Here is a 17,681-nt window from a genome sequence, read left to right as displayed (position 1 = left end):
CGCTATCAGGCGTCGATCCGTTCGAGGCAGATCACGTGCTCGGCGCGCGTGCGCTCGCCATGCTCGACCTCGACGTCGCCGACATGGCGCACGCGCCAGCCCGGCCGCGTCGCGATCTGCGGCAGGTTGCCGGACGGCCGGCTCTCGATGCCGCCGAGCCCTTCGTCGGGCGTATCGACCGCTTCGTCGAGCGACGCGTTCGAATAGATCACGTTGTCCTGCAGTTCCGACGCGCCGGTACGCGCCTCCATGCCCTTGCCGTCGACGTCGACCGTGTTGTCGGTCATCGCCATGTTCGCGTTGTCGAGCGTGACGATCCGGCCGGCCGCCCGGCGTACCGGGTCGCCGCTGTCGACCGCGTGCGCGTCGACGTCGATCGCCGGCAGGCCGGTCGGCATTTTCCCGGCGACCGCCTCCGGCGTCAGCGGACGCTGCGCCACCTGCGCGGCCTGGGTCGCCGCATCGGGCATGTCGCCGGCCGCCGGTGTCTTCACCGGGCTCTTCTGGATCTGTTCCCGCTGCTTTTCCGGGGTAGGGTTCGATTCCGCGTTCTGCATCGCACCTCCTTGCCCGGCCCGCGGACATCGGCATCACGCCATCGCCGCCGGGCCGGAATTCGCTACAACGGTCCTTGCAAATCTTTCATGCCCACGGACGCGCGCACGCCGTCCGGCGCGCGTGCCAGCCGGCACGGCACCTCCGCGGCGGACGGCGCGCTCACGCACCGCCCGCTCCGACGACTCGCGTGCGTCAGCCGCCGCTCGCGCCGCTCGGCGCGGAAGCCGCGCCCGGCAGGCTCGCGCCGGCATCGCCGCTGCCGCCGGCCGCGCCGCTGCTCGGCATGCCCGACGGTGCGGTCGAAGGCGCGGCCGACATGCCGCTCGCTGCGCTCGAATCCGAACTGGCCGCGCCGTTGTCGTCCTTCTTCTTGCAACCCGCGCCTGCCGCCAGGCCCGCGATCAGGATGCCGGCGAAGACGGCTCGCGATACGTGACGAATGGAATATCGCTGCATGACACCTCCGCTGATGTCGATGTGGATGGAACCCGCTGACTCGCAATATGCGTGCCGCCGCCCCGCGCCGCGGCCGCCCGCCACTGCATTCGTTTTTCGAATGACGCCCAGCCGAATATTTAATTTCCCATCGCGGTAGCCGCCGCTCATACTCGCGAACCAATCCGAGACATAACGTCCACCGGGTCCGGCCCGCGCCGCGGGCGACGCCGCGGGCGCGCTCGACGTGCTCGATGCGCGGATGATGCGCATCCTGCTCGTGCTGCTGACCGAGCGTACCGTGTCGCGTGCGGCCGTACGCCTGAACATGTCGCAGCCGGCGACGAGCGCGGCGCTCAAGCGCCTGCGCACGCTGCTCGGCGATCCGCTACTGGTGCGCAGCCGCTACGGGATGGTGCCGACCGAGTTCGGCGCGCGACTGATCGAGCCGCTGCGCAACGCGCTGCGCGTGATCGACTTCATCCGCGTCCAGCAGCCGACGTTCGACGCGCGCACGTCGGTGCGCACCTACCGGATCGGCTGCCCCGACTACCTGAACGTGCTGTTCGTGCCGAAGCTGGTCGCACTGTTCCGCGAGCGCGCGCCGAACGCGCAACTGGTGTTTCATCCGCTCGGCGACGGGTTCGACGACGAGCGCGCGCTGGCCGACGGCGAACTCGACGTCGTGATCGACAACCGGCCCGCTCGCCGGTCGCGCTTCCGGCAGGACGACCTGTTCGACGACCGCGTCGTGTGCCTGATGCGCGCGACGCATCCGCTCGCGCGGCACGGCGCGATGACGGCCGCCGGGTTCGCGGCGGCGCCGCAGCTGTGCCCGACGCCGTCGTGGCTCGAAGCGTGCGGCGCGATCGACCGGCAGCTCGAACGCGTCGGCCTGCAGCGGCGCATCGTCGTCACGCTGCCGCACTTCGAACTCGCCGCGCACGCGCTGGTGCGCAGCGACCTGATCCTCACCACCACGTACCGGCTCGCGCGGCACTACGCGAAGCTGCTGCCGCTCGCCGCGGTCGCGCTGCCGGCCGAGCCGCCGGACATCGCGTACCGGATGACGTGGAACGAATCGGGGACGTGCGCGGAAGGCGGTCGATGGCTGCGCGGACTGATCGCGGAAGCGACGCACGCATGGCTCGATGCCGACGCGATGCTGCCGGCCGTTGCAGCGATCGCCGCTGTTGCCGCGGTTGCCGCTTCCGAAGCCGATGCGGACGCTCCGAAAACCACGCCGGACATCGCCGATCCGCGCGAACTCGCCCGGCCCACGCGCGACAGGCCGGCCTCGCATTGTCATGCGTGGCCTCCGGCTCGCGTCGCGCAGGCGGCCCGCATTCATCGCATTCCGACGAAGTCGCACTGACCGGCCCAACGTCGACAGCGGGATCGTGCACGACGTCACGCGCCTCGGCGCATCGGTTGCGCAAGCAACTTGCCGGCAACGACGGCTGAACCGAGGGCCAGCACGCCGCTCACCGTCAACGCATTGGCGAATCCGCTCGCGAACGCGACGGGCGCGGCCCGCGCGAGCGCGCCGGCAGCCGACGACGGCACGCGGCCGAGCGCCTGCGCGAGGTCGCCGGCCAGCAGGCTCGACATGAACGACGCATCGGCAAACGCGCGCAGGCCGGGCGTCGCGGACAGCAGGCCGTCGAGCCGCGCATGCGTACTCGCCGCCAGCACCGCGCCGAGCACGCCGACGGCCGTCACGATCGCCGAGAAGCGCGTCGTCGTGCTGATGCCCGACGCCATGCCCGTGCGATCCGGCGGCACGCACGCCATGATCGCCTTCTGCGTGTCGCCGTTCATGATGCCCGCGCCGCACCCGGTCGCGAACATGCCGAGCGCGACGAGCCGATAGTCGCCGCTGGCCGTCAGCGCCGCAGTCGCGAGATTGCCCGCGCCGATCAGCGCGAGGCCGCCCGCCAGCACGCCGCCGGACGACACGCGCGCGGCGAGCGCGGCACCGAGCGACGGGCCGACGATCATCGCGAACGCGAACGGCAGCATCCCGAGCCCGGCATCGATCGCCGACATCCCGAACGCGTTTTGCAGGTACAGCGGCAGGAACGTCATCATCACCTGCGCGCACGCCGCATAACCGAACATTGCGAGCACCGCGCCGACGAAGCGCGGCTGGCGAAATAGCGCGAGATCGATCATCGGCCGCGCCTGCCAGCGCTCCGCGCCGACGAATGCCACCAGCAGCGCCGCCGCGAGCATGAGCCGGCCAAGCGTCGCGGCCGACAGCCAGCCGTGCGACGGCGCGCCGATCAGCGCCGCGATCGCACAGGCGAGCGCCGCCCCGAAAAGCAGGCTGCCGGCCGCGTCCACGCGTTTCGCATGCGGATCGTTCGATTCGTCGATCGCGACGCGCGCGCCGGCCGCCAGCAGCAGGCAGACGGGCAGGTTCAGCAGGAACACCCAGCGCCATCCGATCCATTGCGTGATCGCCCCGCCGACGAGCGGCGCGATCGCCGTCGCGATCCCCATGCACATGCCCCAGACCGCCCATGCGCGCGCCCGCTCGCGCCCGTCCGGGAAGCGGTTCGCGATCACCGCGAGCGCCGCGGTCAGCAGCAGCGCAGCGCCGCCGCCCTTCGCCGCGCGCGCGGCGATCAGCCAGCCGGCCGACGGTGCGATGCCGCAGCCGAGCGACGCGACAAAGAAGAGCGCGAGCCCCGCGAGAAGCATCCGCTTGCGCCCGAAGCGGTCGGCGAGGCCGCCGGCCGGCAGCAGGCACGCGGCGAATGCGGTCATGTACGCGCTCACGACCCATTCGATATCGGCGAAGCTCGCGTGAAAGCCGCGCGCGATGCTCGGCAGCGAGACGGCCACCACGTTCGTGTCGAGCACGATCAGCGCACAGGTCGCGGACGCGACGGCGAGCGTCGCGGCAGGCAGGCGGCCGCCCGTGCGCGGGGCGGCCGCCGCGCTCGCGCGCGACGCCGGTGAAGACTGGGACATCGGCCACTCCGGAACAGGATGAACGAGCCGTATGCTAGGCTTGGCCGCTATTACCTGTCATTGACACTTCAATGCAGTTTCATTGACGAAAATTGCAACCATGAGCCAGCTCGAATTCCGTCACGTGCGCGCGTTCCTGAGCGTCGCGCAACACCTGCATTTCGCGCGCGCGGCCGACGCGCTCGACATGGCGCCGCCCGCGCTCACGCGGCAGATCCAGGAAGCCGAGCGCGTGCTGGGCGTGCGGCTGTTTCACCGGTCGCGCCGCGCGGTCACGCTGAGCGCGGCCGGCGAGGCCTATCTCGCGGAAGCGCGCGCCGCGTTCGACCATCTGCAGCGCGGTCGCGAGCTCGCCGCGCTGGCCGAACGCGGCGAGCTCGGCCGGATCGAGATCGGCTATGTGTCGTCGGCCGTCTATTCGGGCACGCTGCAGCGCACGGTCGGCGCGTTCCGCACCACGCACCCGCGCATCGAGCTGAACCTGCGCGAAGTGCCGATGGACGACGTCGCGAACCAGCTCGACGCGGGCCGCCTCGACCTCGCGTACGTGCGCCCGCCATTGCCGCTGCCCGGCGGCCTGCGGATCGTCACGCTGCAGCGCGACGTGTTCGTCGCGGCCGTGCCGGCCGATTCGCGCCATGCGGCGATGGCGGCCGTGCGCGCGGCCGACCTCGCCGACGCGCGCTTCGCGGTGCCCGAACAGGAGCTCGGCACGTTGGAAGTCGCGCGCCGCGGCCGCTTCGCGCCAGTCGTGGCCGCGCGACCGGGCGGCCTGCTGGCGGTGCTCGCGTGCGTGTCGGTGAACGGTTGCGTCGCGGTGATTCCGGATGCGCTCGCCGCTTGCGTGTCGCTGCCGGGCGTCGTGTACCGGCCGATCGCCGGCAAGCCGATCATGTCGGCGCTCGCGCTTGCGCACCGGCGCTTCGACAAGGCGCCGGCGGTGCGGGCATTCCTGCGCACGGTCGCGCCGGCCGCGTAAAGCGCTCGCGTGCTCGGCGACCAGGCCGGCGGCCCGCGGGCGCTGGCCGAAGCCGCACGCGTGCTCGACGGCACGCCGTACCGGTTCCGCTGGGCCAACTTCCAGGGCGCGGCGCCGCTGTTCGAAGCGCAGCGCGCGAGAGCGATCGAATGTCCATGCGAGCGCCGTAGACACGTTCGCGAGCCCCGCCCCGACGCCGCCCCCGCCCGGCGTCATGACGCAGCGCCATGCGCTCACGGCGGCGGGCGTCCTTCCGGCCCCCTGCACGTTCCGCCGAATGGGTGCATCGTATCGGTTGGCCAACGCCGGCACCGGTGCGCGGGAATCCGCCGCCGCACACCTGCCGGCACCGCGCACCCGCGGGTGCGCCCCGTTCCTGGAGGACCCCGATGTCGATCAACCCCGATACGCCCTCTCGTCCCGTGAAATCGCCGGGCCCCGATCACCCGATCCTGATCGAACCGCATTCGTCGCGCGTGGTCGTGAAGGTCGCCGGCAAGGTCGTCGCCGATACGCGCCACGCGCTGGTGCTGCGCGAGGCCAGTTATCCGGCGGTGCTGTACATTCCGCGCGAGGATGCCGACATGTCGCTGCTCGAACGCACCGACCACGCGACCTACTGCCCGTACAAGGGCGATTGCGCGTACTACTCGATTCCGGCCGGGGGCGAACGTTCGACCAACGCGGTGTGGACGTACGAGCATCCGAATCCGGCCGTCGAATCGATTCGCGGGCACCTCGCGTTCTATCCGGACCGCGTCGATTCAATCGAGGAAAGCCTGCTCGTCACCGAGTGAGCGCGGCGGCGCGATCGGCGTCGCCACGGCCGGCGAAACCCGCCGATCTTCGCGCAGGCCGTCGGCGTCGAGTTGTCTACGTCGGCGACGAGCCGCCCGCGCCGCAGGGCGAGGCGATCGTCGTGCTGCCCGATTCGCCGATCCGTACCGTCGCGCAACCGCGCGGCAAGAAGGTCGCGTTCAACAAGGGCTCGAGCGTCCACTACCTGCTGGCGAAGGCGCTCGAGCATGCGGGCCTCACGTATGCCGACATCCAGCCGATCTACCTGACGCCGGCCGACGCGCGCGCCGCGTTCGTGCAGCGCAGCGTCGATGCGTGGGTGATCCGGGGTCCGTACCTCGCCGCCGCCGAGCGGCAGCTCGGCGCGCGCGTGGTCGCGAACGGCGAAGGGCTCGTGCGCAACACGCAGTACTACCTCGCGGCGCGCAAGTATGCGGCCGCGCATCCGCAGGTGCTGCGCGCGTTGCTCGACGAAGTCGACGCGGTCGACCGCTGGGCGCGCGATCACGTGCCCGAAGTCGCGGCGCAACTGTCGCCGCTCGTCGGCCTCGACGCACCGACGCTCGAAGTCGCGCTCAAGCGCGCCGGCTACGGCGTGCAGCCGATCACCGATGCGACGCTCGCATACCAGTAGAGCATCGCCGACGCGTTCAGCACGCTGAAGCTGATTCCGGGCAAGCTGTCGGTCGCCAGCGCGCGCTGACGCGTCACGATGCCGGCGCCGCGCCGATGCGCCGCCATTCGTCGTAGCCGGTGACGAGGCCCACATCGTCGATTCCGATATCGGCCGCATACGTGCCGCTCTCGTAGCGGTACACGTGCGGCGCCGTGCGCGTATAGCGCTGCTCGCCGCGCACGATGTCGATATCCGGAAAACGCAACCACGCGGTGCGAATCTCGGCCGACTCGCCGACGGCGAGCGCCAGCCGGCGGATCGGCAGCGTATTGGTCGACGGACTGAAGCCGAGATCGATATCGGTCGCGCCCGCGAGCGCCGGCGCCTCGACGCCGTCGATCGTCCACTGCCCCGCGTCGCATGCGATGTCCCATTGCCGGGGCAGCGCCGTGCCGGTCCAATGCGTCACGCGCGCCGAGCGCGTGAGCCAGTCGGCGCCGCATGCGATCGCGTAGTCGATACGAAACGGCGTGCCGTCGATCGCGCCCGCCACCGCACCCGTTAGCGCGATACCCGTGCGCGACTCGGCGAGCCGGCACCATTCCGCCGCCTGCCACGTCTGCACGTTCTGCCACGCGACGCAATGCGTCCGTCGCGCTTCATTCCGTTGCGTCATGTCGTGTCTCCTGTCGGTCGCGCGGAAGAAGGCCGATTTTCGCTCACGGCGCGGACGAACGCACGCGGCTTCGGCTGCCCCGTGAGCGCACCGGCCGATACTCAGTATCGGCTTCATGCACACCATCGCGTCGACGCCGCTTTGGTACCATCCATCGATCGGTAAAAATCGAACCGGAAGACACGAGGCGCGACTTCATGGATTTGTTGGCGACGATGCGCATCTACGTGAGAGTCGTGGAGCGCGGCACGATGTCCGGCGCGGCGCGGGATCTCGACATGGGCCAGCCGGCCGTCAGCGAGCGCATCGAGAAACTCGAAAAGCATCTCGGCACGCGGCTGCTGATGCGCAGTGCGCGCACGCTCGCGTGCACGGAGGAAGGCCGCCTCTTCTACGAACGCAGCAAGGCGCTGCTCGAAGCGGCCGAATTGGCCGTGGCGTCGGTGTCGAAGACGGAGAATGCGCTCGACGGCACGATCCGGCTCGCGGCGCCCCAGTGTTTCGGCGAGGTCGTGCTGCCGGCCGTGCTGATGCAGATCCGCACCGCGTATCCGAAACTGCACATCGACCTGGTGCTGAACGACGAGATCGTCGATCCGGTCACCGAGGGCGTCGACATTTCGATCCGGATCGGCCCGCTCCGCGACGGCGGCTTCGTCGCCTATGCGCTCGGCGCAATCGGCCGCGTGCTCGTCGCAGCACCGTCGTATCTCGAGCGGCACGGCCCGCTCGACACGAAGGCCGATCTCGCGAACCATCCGTTCATCCGCGTAAAAGGCATGTTCGCGAACGAACAGGTGCCGCTGCAGCGCGACGGTGGTGCGCTCGAATACGCGCGCATCCGCACGGTCATGACCGCGAGCCACTGGCGCCCGATGTTCGACACGATCGCGGCGGGCGGCGGCATCGGCGTGGTCCAGCATCCGGCTTGCGCGGACGCGCTCGCGCACGGCCGGCTCGTCCGCCTGCTGCCGCACTACGACGTGCCCGACTTCGCGCTCAACGTGCTGGTGCACGCGCAGCGGCCGCTGCCGCCGCGCGTGCGTGCCGTCTTCGATCTGCTGAAACGCGCCCTGCCGCCGCTGCTGACGTAACGCCAGCGCTGGCCGTCACGCCTGCAGCGACTTCCCCGGCTCCTTCACGTGCGCGTCGACTTCCATCTGGTAGAAGCGCGCGCTGACGAAGCCGAACAGCGTCCAGCCGAGGAACACGCACAGGCCGCCGAGCATCAGCGCCTGCTCGCCCGAGCTGTAGAGCGCGTAGAAGCTGTATGCGGTCGCGACCATCGCGACCGCGTTCGTCAGCAGTGCCTTGCCCGGCGGCACCTTCGCGACCTTCTGGATCGTGATCAGCGCGGCCATCGACATCACGTAAGGCACAAGGTTCGTGACGACCGCGAGATCGACGATCTTCTGGAACTGGCTGCTCAGCTCCGGGCTGATCGTCATCAGCGCCAGCGCGACCTGTGCGATCAGCAGGATCACCATGCCGACGATCGGCGTGCCCGTGCGCGTCGCGCGGGCGAACACCGGCAGGAAGTAGCCGACGTCCGCCGAACTCTTGAACACCTGCGCCACCGTGAACTGCCAGCCGAGCAGCGAGCCGATGCACGCGATCACCATCAGCGCGGTGACGATCGTGCCGACGGTCGGCGTGAACATCGTCGCGAACGCGAGGCCAAACGGCGCGTTCGACGCCGCGAGGATCGCGTTGGGCACGATCCCGGCGATCACGTTGGTCGACACGATGTAGAAGATCGCCGACGCGATCGTGCCGCCGAGCACGGCGATCGGCACGTTGCGCTCCGGATTCTCGACGGCGTCCGCGTTCGCGCACGCCGATTCGAGCCCGAGGAACGCCCACAGCGTCACCGCGATCGAGCCGCCGACGGCCGGCCCGAACGGCATGTGGTGCGGATTCCACGCGGCGCCCCAGGTCGCGCCGCTGAACCAGAACCAGCCGACCAGCGACACGACGACGACCGGAATGATCACGCCCCACACCGTGACCGCGCCGATCCGGCCGGTGATGCGCGAGCCGCCGAAGTTCGCGACCGTCGTCAGCACGAGCAGGAAGATCGTCCACAGGCCCGTCTGCAGCGGCGACAGCGTCGCGTCGAACAGCACGGTGCCGTAGCCGACCGCCGTGACGCCGATCGCGACGTTCGCGATCACGAGCGACAGTCCGTACGTGTAGTTCGCCATGTAGTTGCCGGCCTTGCCGAACGCGTATTCCGCGTAGCCGCCCATCCCGCCCGGCTTGCGGCTCAGCATTCCGCAGCGCGCGAACGCATAGGCCAGCGCGAGCGAGCCGCCGGCCGTGACGATCCACGACAGCAGCGAGATCGTGCCGACCTGCGCGAGCTTCGCCGGCAGCAGGATGATGCCGGAGCCCATCATGTTGACCGCGGTGAGAATGGTGAGCTGCCAGACGTTCATCCGGTGCTTCTGCGCGGCCGCCGGGGCCGCATCGGCCAGATGCGCTGCGTTGTCCATGGTGTTCGATCCTTCGATGTGAGGCCGCCGCGCGGCCGGTCGCTCGTTCGCCCGGTCAGGCTTCGGGGCTTCGGAGCTTCAGGCCGTCAGGCAGTACACGCGGTACGTGCCGTCCTCGACTTCCACGCCGTGCGTGTCGTGCGCGAAGCCCGGAAAACGCCGGTCGTACGCTTCGAGCGCCTTCAGGTAGCCGAGCACCGGGCCGCCGGCCGGCCCCGCGTTCTCGCCGGGCATCAGGAGCGGAATGCCCGGCGGATAAGGCACGACGCCGGTGGCCACCGTGCGCCCGGCCAGCTCGTCGAGCGTGACCTGCTCGACGCGGCCCTGCACGAGATGCTCGTACGCGCGCACCGGGCTCATCTCCGGCGTCGGCAGGATCGAGAACGCGTCCGACATCAGACGCGTCGTGCCGAGCTGCTCCATCGCCGCGAACATCGTGTCGGCCAGATCCTTCAGCCCCATGCCCGCATAGCGTGAACCGTGCTCCTTCGCGAGCGACGGAATCGCCATGTCGAGCGGCAGGTTCGCATCGTAGTCGCGCTTGAAATCGCACAGCGCGCTGACGAGCGAGCCCCACTTGCCCTTCGTGATGCCGATCGAGAACAGGAACAGGATCGTGAAATCGGTCGTCTTCTCGACGACGATCCCGCGCGCATCGAGATACGCGGTGACGACGCTCGCCGGGATGCCGACCGGCATCAGGCCGCCAGCCGGCGCCACGCCCGGCGTGACGATCGACACCTTGATCGGGTCGAGCATGCAGTAGCCGTCCTCGATGTTGCCGAAGCCGTGCCATTGCGCGCCGGGGCGCAGCACCCAGCACGCCGGGTCGGTCGCGAGCAGTTCGGGCGGCGCTTCGTGGAACGGCAGCGTGCGGCCCGTACGCGCCTCGAGCACGGTGTCGGGCTGCCAGCATTCGAAGAACCAGTCGCCTTTCGCGCCGAATTCGCCGTTCATCCGCGCGATCATCTGCCGGAACGCGACGGCCTCCTCGATCGATTCGCGCGTCAGCGCCGCGCCGCCGGGGCCGTCCATCATCGCGGCGGCGACGTCGTTCGACGCGATGATCGCGTAGTTCGGCGACGTCGACGCGTGCATCATGAACGTTTCGTTGAACTGGCCATGCGGAATCGGGCTGCGGCCGTCACGCACGTGGATGTACGACGCCTGCGACAGCGCGGTCAGCAGCTTGTGCGTCGACTGCGTCGCGAATACCGTCGGCCGATCCTTGTGGTGGTCGCGCGGGTCGCCGTGCATCGCATGGCGGTCGCGGTAGATCGGATTGAAACGCGCGTAGCCGTACCACGCTTCGTCGAAGTGCAGCCGGTCGACGCTCGCGCCGAGCAGCTCCTCGACGCGCGTCACGTTGTAGCAGAGGCCGTCATACGTCGAGTTCGTCACGATCGCATGCTTCGGCTGGCGATCCGGCAGCCCCGCCGCGAGCGGGTTCGATGCGATCGCCTCGCGGATCGCCACTTGCGTGAGGCGCTCCGATGCGATCGGCCCGATGATTCCGTAGCGGTTGCGCGTCGGCACGAGGTAGGTCGGAATCGCGCCCGACATCGTCATCGCATGCTCGGCCGACTTGTGGCAGTTGCGGTCGCACAGCGCGATCTGGTCGCGGCTCACGCTCGCCATCAGGATGATGCGGTTCGACGTCGACGAGCCGTTCGTCACGTGATACGTGCGATGCGCGCCAAATACGCGCGCCGCATAGCGTTCGCTTTCGCCGATCGGGCCCGAGTGATCGAGCAGCGAACCGAGTTCGCCCACCGAGATCGACAGGTCGGAGCGGAACAGCGATTCGCCGAAGTACTCGAAGAACGCGCGGCCGACCGGCGATTTCAGGAAGCCGGTGCCGCCCGTGTGGCCGGGCGTATGCCACGAGTATTCGTAGACGCGCGAGAACTTCGCGAGCGCGCCGAACATCGGCGGCAGGACGGTCGAGCGATAGCGTTCGATCGCCGCGTGGATGCGCCCGCCGATGAAGTCGGCCGTATCCTCGAGCAGCCACACGAAATCGTCGACCTTGCCCATCACCGCGGCCGGCACCGTCGACGCGACGCTGCGGTCGGCGAGCAGGAAGATCGGCACGCTGCCGTTGCGATGCCGGATCGCATCGACCACCGCTTCGGACGGCCCGTGACCGTCCACGCCGAGATCCCAGTCGAGCAGCACGCACTGGATCGACGGATCGGAGCGGATCAACACGATGGCATCGTCGGCGGACGTCGCCGTCAACACGTCGATACCGCGTTGCGCGAGTTCCGCGCTCAGCGTGCGAACCGCGCGCCCGGCCGCGGTTTCCTGCGCGATCTCGTCGTCGATCAGTAGCGCACGCATGCCGAGGCGGCGCATGCCGCCAATGGAAGTGTTCACGTTGTTGCCCTCGCTGTTGCGTTGCTTCGATTGGTATCGTTCGTCTCACGAGCACGCGGACGGCAGCTCACGGGCAGCGGCACGGGACGCTCGCCATTCCGGCTTGATTCGCCATCCAGTTCGGAGCCGACTATGCCATGAACGCCTTTCGATGAAAAGCCGACGATTCGGTGAAACCATCGGCGCCTTTCCAATAGGATTTCAACATTGGATCATTTTTATATGCGCCGCGGCACGACAATTCCCGATCGATTGATCAGGCTCATTCGTCAATGACATTGATGATTGCGATTGATTGAATTCGCGTGCCTTTATTGCTACGATCGGCGGCGCCGGGCACTGTCCGATCACGGCCGTGCCGCGCTGCTCAACGCTTGCCGGCGCAGCCCGCATTCGGCGTTCGGCGTTCGGCATTCGCGGGAGCGTTTCAATCGGCTGCAGCGCGTGTCGTATCGACATCACACGCCGGCGCGAATGCGGCTCCCGCTTCAGGTCATTTACCGGAGAGTTCGCGTGAGCCTGTTGAAAATCGCAGTCGAGCCGGCGCTGATCGGCGCCTTTCTCACCACGCACGAACAGGTCGACGTATTCCAGACCGATTTCACGAATATCGCGGCAGTCGTCGTCGGTATCGATACCGCGGAAAAGGTGCTGAAAACCGTCGAGCGAACCGGCTTCGCGATTCCGTTCTTCGTCGCGGTCGAACCCGACCAGGAAGTGCCGCCGTCGGTCCTGCCGAGCGCGAGCGGCGTGATCCCGCTCCGGCACGGCGGCCGCCATTACCACGGCAGGCAGATTTCCGCCGCCGCCGACATCTACAGCGAGAACCTGCTGCCGCCGTTCTTCAAGGTGATGCGCGACTACGTGCAGCGCGGCTATGTCGAATTCGACTGCCCGGGCCATCAGGGCGGCCAGTTCTTCTCGAATCATCCGCTCGGCCGGATGTTCTTCGATTTCTTCGGCGAGACGCTGTTTCGCTCGGATCTCTGCAACGCGGACGTCCGGCTCGGCGACCTGCTGATTCACGAAGGGCCCGCGCTGGAAGCGCAGCGCAACGCCGCGCGCATCTACAACGCGGATAAAACCTGGTTCGTGCTGAACGGCACGTCGACGTCGAACAAGGTCGTCACGAGCGCGCTGCTCGCGCCCGGCGATCTCGTGCTGTTCGACCGCAACAATCACAAGTCGGTGCATCTCGGCGCGCTCGTGCTGTCCGGCGCGCGGCCGGTCTACCTCGAGACCGCGCGCAACGCGTGGGGCCTCATCGGCGGCGTCGACAGCGCGGCGCTCGGCGAAGCGCGCATTCGCGACGCGATCCGCGACGTCGCGCCCGAGCGCGCCGACCTGCCGCGCCCGTTCCGGCTCGCGGTGATCCAGCTCGGCACCTACGACGGCACGATCTACAACGCGCGCGAAATCGTCGACCGGATCGGGCATCTGTGCGACTACATCCTGTTCGATTCGGCGTGGGTCGGCTACGAGCAGTTCATCCCGATGATGCAGGACTGCTCGCCGCTGATGCTGACGCTCGGGCCCGACGATCCCGGCATCTTCGTCACGCAATCGGTACACAAGCAGCAGGCCGGCTTCTCGCAAACGTCGCAGATCCACAAGAAGGACAGCCACATTGAAGGACAGAAGCGCTTCTGCGATCACCGGCGCTTCAACAACGCATACATGATCCACGCGTCGACGAGCCCGTTCTACCCGATGTTCGCGGCGCTCGACGTCAACGCGCAGATGCATGCCGGCCCGGCCGGCAGGCGCCTGTGGCGCGACTGCGTCGCGCACGGCGTCGATGCGCGCAAGCTGCTGCTGAAAACCTGCCGCCAGATTCGCCCGTTCGTTCCGCAGCAGGTCGACGGCCGCCCGTGGGCCGACCATCCGACCGAGCAGATGGTCGACGACCTGCGCTTCTTCCGCTTCCACCCGGCCGACACGTGGCACGGCTTCGAAGGCTATGCGGACGACCAGTATTTCATCGATCCGTGCAAGCTGCTGCTGACGACGCCCGGCATCGATCGCGACACGCACGAATATGCGCCGTTCGGCGCGCCGGCGCCGATTCTGGCGCGCTACCTGCGCGAGCACGGCGTCGTGCCGGAGAAAGCCGACCTGTATACGATCCTGTTTCTGCTCACGCCGTCGGAGAGTGCCGGCAAGCTGCAGCATCTGGTCGCGCACCTCGCGCAGTTCGAGCGCCATCTCGACCAGGACACGCCGCTGCGCGAAGCGATTCCGTCGCTGTGCGAAGCGTATCCGGAGCTGTACGGCACGATGCGTCTGCGGCAGCTGTGCCAGCGCATGCACGATTTCTACCGCAGCCACGACATGAAGCATCTTCAGAAACAGATGTTCCGGCGCGCGCAGTTCCCGAAGCAGGCGATGCTGCCGCAGGCCGCGAACACCGAGCTGATCCGCAACAACGTCGAACTCGTCACGCTCGATCGCATCGAAGGCCGGATCGCGACCGAAGGCGCGTTGCCCTATCCGCCCGGCATCTTCTGCGTGGTGCCCGGCGAAGCGTGGGGCGGCCCGGCGCTCGACTACTTCCGTGCGCTCGAAGCCGGAATCAATGCGCTGCCGGGCTTCGAACCGGAAATCCAGGGCGTGTACCTGCAGACGAAGCCGGACGGCACGAAGCAGGCGTCGGCGTACGTGGTGGCCACCGGCGCCGACGCGTCGCGGGCCTGATCGCGATCGGTGCCCGCGCCGCGTGTATCATCGCCTCCATCATGCTCGTCCGACCGCTTCGTCCGCTCCTGATCGCCCCGGCGCTCGCCGTCTCCATCGCCGCGCATGCGCAGCAGGTCGGCGTGGTTGTCGACGGCGTCTACTACACGCCGAATACGCATCTCGCGGCAGGCACGTCGCTGCAAGTGCTGCCCGATGACGACAAAGGCGTCGCGCACTGCTGCGCGACAGTCACCGGCCCCGCCGGCAAGCCCGGCAACCAGATTCTCGACAGCCTGCACGACGACCGCACGATCGCCGCGTACGCACTGTCGCTGCCGAAATCGGTGCCGGCGGACACGCGCGGCTTCGGCATCGTCGGCGCCGCGCATTTCGTGCGCCAGGGCGCGCACCCGGAAGCCGTGCTCGACGGCGGCTTGCAGCTCGCCTTCTCGACCTGCACGTCGGTGGAAGGCACGCATTACCTCGGGCGCAAGGTCGGCGCCAACAAGTTGCTCGTGCACCTGTATCAGTACTTCGACGGCGAACTCGAGCCGACCTGCAAGGATCGGGACCTGAAATGACGGCACCCGGCCGGCGGGCGGCATCGCGCCCGCCGCGTCACCACGCGTGCCGGTAGAGCGCCAGCGCGTCGGCCTCGGTCACCTCGCGCGGATTGTTCACGAGCAGGCGCGTTTGCAGCATCGCGTCCGACGCCATCCGCGGCAGGTCGTCCTCGCCGATACCGACCTCGCGCAGCGTGCGCGGAATGCCCGTCGCGACGATCAGCCGGTCGATCTCGGCGATCAGCGCGTGCGTTTTCGCTTCGTCGCTGCCCGTGGCCGACGGCGCGACGATCGCCGCCAGTTCCGCATACAACGGCGCGGCGGCCAGCGCGTTGAAGCGCAGCACGTGCGGCAGCACGAGCGCGTTCGACAACCCGTGCGGCACGTGAAAGATCCCGCCCACCGGATAGGCCAGCGCGTGCACGGCCGCGACCGGCGCGTTCGCGAATGCCTGCCCCGCGAACATCGCGCCGACCAGCATCGCTTCGCGCGCGTGCCGGTTCTGCCCGTCGTCGCATGCGGCCAGCAGGTTGCGCGACAGCAGCGTCAGCGCGTGCGTCGCCAGCATGTCGGAGACCGGATTCTTCAGCCGCGCGGACGTGTACGCCTCGATCGCATGCACCATCGCATCGATGCCGGTGGCGGCGGTCGCCGCGCGCGGCAGGCCGAGCGTGAGTTCCGCGTCGAGGATCGCGACGTCCGCGAACAGGTGCGGCGACACGACACCCATCTTGCGCGCCTCGCCGACCGTGACGATCGATACGGCCGTAACCTCGGAGCCCGTGCCGGCCGTGGTCGGCATCTGCACGAGCGGCAGCCGCGCGCTCGTGACCTTGTCGACACCGTACATGTCGGCCAGCGCCTGCTGGCCCGGCGCGAGCACCGCGATCAGCTTCGCGACGTCCATCGACGAGCCGCCGCCCAGCCCAAGCACGATCTCGGCATCGGCCGCGACGGCCCGCGCGGTCGCTTCGAGCACCACGTGCTCGGGCGGATCGGCGATCACGTCGTCGATCACGGTGACCTGCCAGCCGTGCGCGGCGAGGCTCGCCAGCGCGGGCGCGAGCACGCCGCTGCGATGCAGGAACGCATCGGTGACGACGCACAGCCGCCCGAGCGCCGGAAAGCGTTCGCGCAACAGCGCGCCGAGCCGGCGCGCGACGCCGAATTCGACGATCTGCGTCGGAACGGTGCGGAATTGAAACGGGTTCATCGGGCGCCTCCCGGGGGCGTCGCCGTGCCGGCGTCCGGCTGCACCATGTAGCGGATCACCTCGCGACGCTCGAGCAACGGCATGATCGCGCCGACACCGATCCGCTGGAAATGCGGCGTTTCCCGATGTACGTCGAGGCCGTCGGCCTCGCTGTAACGCTCGAGGATCACGATGTGGTCGGGATTCTCCGGCGACCGGAAATACGCGTAGTCGAGGTTTTTCGGCTCGGTGCGCGTGGCCGGCGCGAGTTCGGCCAGCAGTTCGACCACGCGGTCGCCGTTGCCGGGTTTCGCGAAGAAATGCGCGATGACCTGCAGATAGGGTTCGTTCATGCGGCGCTCCTTGTTCGACACAAGCCAGTCGCGACGGGAACGCCCCCATCCGCCATGAACCGGATGGATTCAAACGCGATGAGGCGGCATCGTATCGCTGACGCGTCGTCGCATTGTATTGAATCGGCACGGCCTGCGCAGTGCCGCGTCCGGGCCGCGACCGGGCCGCGAACAGCAGGCCGAATCGCGCCGCACGTTCACGGCGAGCCGGAACCGGGCCGCCCGCCCCGCACTTGCGCCGCCGCCCCGGCTACCACGGCACCGTCCGCCCCAGATAGTCGAGATATTCGAGCCCGGGCCGCGCCCGCTTCGCCAGCAGCACGTCGACGAGGCTCGGCACGCTCTCCTCGATGGTCAGGCGCGCGTCGGGCCCGCCGAGTTCGGTGCGGACCCAGCCGGGCGCCATCAGCGCCAGCGCGCGGCGCGTGCCGGCCTGACGCGCCGCGAAGCTGCGCATGAACTGGTTCAGCGCGGCCTTGCTGCCGCGATACACCTCCCGCATCCCGCTGACGTTGTTGGTCACGCTGCCCTGCCCCGACGACATCGCGCCGATCAGCCCGTCGTCGGCCACGAGATCCTGCAGCGTCTCGATCGCGCGCATCGGCGCCAGCGCATTCGTGATCATCACGCGCACGAATTCGTCGGTCGTCACTTCGCCGATCGTTTCGTTCGGATCGTTGGTCGTGCCCGCATTCACGAACAGCATGTCGAAGCGCCGGCCCGACAGGCGCTCGCGCAGCGCGGCCAGTTGCGCGGGCTCGCAGATGTCGAGCGTGCCGATCTCGAGCCGGCCGTCGAACGGGTCGGCCAGGTCGTGCAGCTTCGTGCGCCCCGATCCTTCGCGCACGGTGCCCGTCACGTGCCAGCCCTTGTCCAGGAATGCCTCCGCCATTGCCAGTCCGAGGCCGCGCGACGCGGCGACGAGCAGGATCGCGGGGGCGTTTCGTCGATTCGATTCAGTCGATTGCATGGTTTTCGCCTT

Annotated in this window: 15 protein-coding genes and 2 pseudogenes; 8 read left to right on the top strand and 9 right to left on the bottom strand. The window is 68.8% G+C overall.

Going from position 1 to position 17,681, the window contains the following annotated elements:
* Nucleotides 1-5: 5 nt before the first annotated feature.
* Together AC3IFE_RS21795 and AC3IFE_RS21790 are read right to left on the bottom strand one after the other, a co-directional pair.
* The gene (locus AC3IFE_RS21795; protein ID WP_489191921.1) at nt 6-557 is read right to left on the bottom strand and encodes a DUF3005 domain-containing protein; all 552 of its coding nucleotides are present in this window, start codon (nt 555-557) and stop codon (nt 6-8) included.
* A gap of 193 nt (nt 558-750) precedes the next feature.
* Nucleotides 751-1,266 carry a hypothetical protein gene (locus tag AC3IFE_RS21790; protein WP_489191920.1) on the bottom strand — a complete coding sequence of 172 codons (516 nt, stop codon included), beginning with the start codon at nt 1,264-1,266 and terminating at the stop codon, nt 751-753.
* Here AC3IFE_RS21790 and AC3IFE_RS21785 point away from each other — a divergent pair.
* A complete protein-coding gene (locus AC3IFE_RS21785) occupies nt 1,256-2,368 on the top strand; it encodes a LysR family transcriptional regulator (RefSeq protein WP_489191919.1) in 1,113 nt (370 codons plus the stop codon). The two genes, AC3IFE_RS21790 and AC3IFE_RS21785, sit on opposite strands and share 11 nt — an antisense overlap.
* A 35-nt stretch (nt 2,369-2,403) precedes the next feature.
* Here AC3IFE_RS21785 and AC3IFE_RS21780 read toward each other — a convergent pair whose 3' ends face one another.
* Nucleotides 2,404-3,972: an MFS transporter gene (locus AC3IFE_RS21780; protein WP_489191918.1), complete on the bottom strand. Its 1,569-nt coding sequence runs from the start codon at nt 3,970-3,972 to the stop codon at nt 2,404-2,406.
* A 100-nt stretch (nt 3,973-4,072) separates the two neighbouring features.
* Here AC3IFE_RS21780 and AC3IFE_RS21775 point away from each other — a divergent pair, with 100 nt between their 5' ends.
* From AC3IFE_RS21775 to AC3IFE_RS21760, 4 genes and pseudogenes are all read left to right on the top strand, one after another.
* Nucleotides 4,073-4,951 (top strand): LysR family transcriptional regulator, encoded by an 879-nt coding sequence (locus tag AC3IFE_RS21775; protein ID WP_089469489.1) that lies wholly within the window; start codon nt 4,073-4,075, stop codon nt 4,949-4,951.
* A gap of 9 nt (nt 4,952-4,960) precedes the next feature.
* Nucleotides 4,961-5,101, top strand: a pseudogene (locus AC3IFE_RS21770) (ABC transporter substrate-binding protein); the annotation flags it as partial.
* A gap of 239 nt (nt 5,102-5,340) precedes the next feature.
* A complete protein-coding gene (locus AC3IFE_RS21765) occupies nt 5,341-5,748 on the top strand; it encodes a DUF427 domain-containing protein (protein ID WP_069230921.1) in 408 nt (135 codons plus the stop codon).
* Between the two features lie 7 nt (nt 5,749-5,755).
* Nucleotides 5,756-6,452 (top strand): annotated as a pseudogene (locus tag AC3IFE_RS21760) (ABC transporter substrate-binding protein); the annotation flags it as partial.
* Between the two features lie 4 nt (nt 6,453-6,456).
* Here the strand turns inward: AC3IFE_RS21760 and AC3IFE_RS21755 are convergent.
* Complete coding sequence (locus AC3IFE_RS21755) at nt 6,457-7,041, bottom strand: putative glycolipid-binding domain-containing protein (protein WP_489191917.1); 585 nt, start codon at nt 7,039-7,041, stop codon at nt 6,457-6,459.
* Nucleotides 7,042-7,238: 197 nt separating this feature from the next.
* On the opposite strand from AC3IFE_RS21755, the gene AC3IFE_RS21750 reads away from it, so the two are divergent.
* Nucleotides 7,239-8,135, top strand: coding sequence for a LysR family transcriptional regulator (locus AC3IFE_RS21750; protein WP_489191916.1), 897 nt, complete (start codon nt 7,239-7,241; stop codon nt 8,133-8,135).
* Nucleotides 8,136-8,150: 15 nt separating this feature from the next.
* Here the strand turns inward: AC3IFE_RS21750 and potE are convergent, their stop codons facing one another.
* Nucleotides 8,151-9,536, bottom strand: coding sequence for a putrescine-ornithine antiporter (gene potE, locus AC3IFE_RS21745; RefSeq protein ID WP_089469485.1), 1,386 nt, complete (start codon nt 9,534-9,536; stop codon nt 8,151-8,153).
* Between the two features lie 78 nt (nt 9,537-9,614).
* Nucleotides 9,615-11,894, bottom strand: a complete 2,280-nt coding sequence (locus tag AC3IFE_RS21740; RefSeq protein ID WP_489192055.1) for an Orn/Lys/Arg family decarboxylase — start codon at nt 11,892-11,894, stop codon at nt 9,615-9,617.
* 534 nt (nt 11,895-12,428) lie between these two features.
* Between AC3IFE_RS21740 and AC3IFE_RS21735 the strand changes: the two genes are divergently transcribed.
* On the top strand, nt 12,429-14,609 hold the full coding sequence (locus AC3IFE_RS21735) for an ornithine decarboxylase (RefSeq protein ID WP_489191915.1): 2,181 nt from the start codon (nt 12,429-12,431) through the stop codon (nt 14,607-14,609).
* Between the two features lie 41 nt (nt 14,610-14,650).
* Nucleotides 14,651-15,172, top strand: coding sequence for a hypothetical protein (locus AC3IFE_RS21730; RefSeq protein ID WP_489191914.1), 522 nt, complete (start codon nt 14,651-14,653; stop codon nt 15,170-15,172).
* A gap of 37 nt (nt 15,173-15,209) precedes the next feature.
* Here AC3IFE_RS21730 and AC3IFE_RS21725 read toward each other — a convergent pair whose 3' ends face one another.
* The 3 genes from AC3IFE_RS21725 to AC3IFE_RS21715 form a co-directional block, all read right to left on the bottom strand.
* On the bottom strand, nt 15,210-16,367 hold the full coding sequence (locus AC3IFE_RS21725) for an iron-containing alcohol dehydrogenase (RefSeq protein WP_489191913.1): 1,158 nt from the start codon (nt 16,365-16,367) through the stop codon (nt 15,210-15,212).
* Nucleotides 16,364-16,699, bottom strand: coding sequence for a putative quinol monooxygenase (locus tag AC3IFE_RS21720; protein ID WP_489191912.1), 336 nt, complete (start codon nt 16,697-16,699; stop codon nt 16,364-16,366). Before AC3IFE_RS21720 ends, AC3IFE_RS21725 begins: the two co-directional genes overlap by 4 nt.
* Nucleotides 16,700-16,949: 250 nt before the next feature.
* Complete coding sequence (locus tag AC3IFE_RS21715; RefSeq protein ID WP_489191911.1) at nt 16,950-17,669, bottom strand: SDR family oxidoreductase; 720 nt, start codon at nt 17,667-17,669, stop codon at nt 16,950-16,952.
* Nucleotides 17,670-17,681: the final 12 nt, after the last annotated feature.

It is taken from the genome of Burkholderia sp. APQ4-4ca, assembly GCF_057837105.1.
This window is presented reverse-complemented; position numbering and strand designations above follow the sequence as displayed.

Excerpts from the sequence above, each read along its gene's own strand:
- AC3IFE_RS21795 (WP_489191921.1), bottom strand. The coding sequence starts at position 557 with ATGCAGAACGCGGAATCGAACCCTACCCCGGAAAAGCAGCGGGAACAG.
- AC3IFE_RS21785 (WP_489191919.1), top strand. The coding sequence starts at position 1,256 with ATGATGCGCATCCTGCTCGTGCTGCTGACCGAGCGTACCGTGTCGCGT.
- AC3IFE_RS21790 (WP_489191920.1), bottom strand. The coding sequence starts at position 1,266 with ATGCGCATCATCCGCGCATCGAGCACGTCGAGCGCGCCCGCGGCGTCG.
- AC3IFE_RS21780 (WP_489191918.1), bottom strand. The coding sequence starts at position 3,972 with ATGTCCCAGTCTTCACCGGCGTCGCGCGCGAGCGCGGCGGCCGCCCCG.
- AC3IFE_RS21775 (WP_089469489.1), top strand. The coding sequence starts at position 4,073 with ATGAGCCAGCTCGAATTCCGTCACGTGCGCGCGTTCCTGAGCGTCGCG.
- AC3IFE_RS21765 (WP_069230921.1), top strand. The coding sequence starts at position 5,341 with ATGTCGATCAACCCCGATACGCCCTCTCGTCCCGTGAAATCGCCGGGC.
- AC3IFE_RS21755 (WP_489191917.1), bottom strand. The coding sequence starts at position 7,041 with ATGACGCAACGGAATGAAGCGCGACGGACGCATTGCGTCGCGTGGCAG.
- AC3IFE_RS21750 (WP_489191916.1), top strand. The coding sequence starts at position 7,239 with ATGGATTTGTTGGCGACGATGCGCATCTACGTGAGAGTCGTGGAGCGC.
- potE (WP_089469485.1), bottom strand. The coding sequence starts at position 9,536 with ATGGACAACGCAGCGCATCTGGCCGATGCGGCCCCGGCGGCCGCGCAG.
- AC3IFE_RS21740 (WP_489192055.1), bottom strand. The coding sequence starts at position 11,894 with ATGCGCCGCCTCGGCATGCGTGCGCTACTGATCGACGACGAGATCGCG.
- AC3IFE_RS21730 (WP_489191914.1), top strand. The coding sequence starts at position 14,651 with ATGCTCGTCCGACCGCTTCGTCCGCTCCTGATCGCCCCGGCGCTCGCC.
- AC3IFE_RS21725 (WP_489191913.1), bottom strand. The coding sequence starts at position 16,367 with ATGAACCCGTTTCAATTCCGCACCGTTCCGACGCAGATCGTCGAATTC.
- AC3IFE_RS21720 (WP_489191912.1), bottom strand. The coding sequence starts at position 16,699 with ATGAACGAACCCTATCTGCAGGTCATCGCGCATTTCTTCGCGAAACCC.
- AC3IFE_RS21715 (WP_489191911.1), bottom strand. The coding sequence starts at position 17,669 with ATGCAATCGACTGAATCGAATCGACGAAACGCCCCCGCGATCCTGCTC.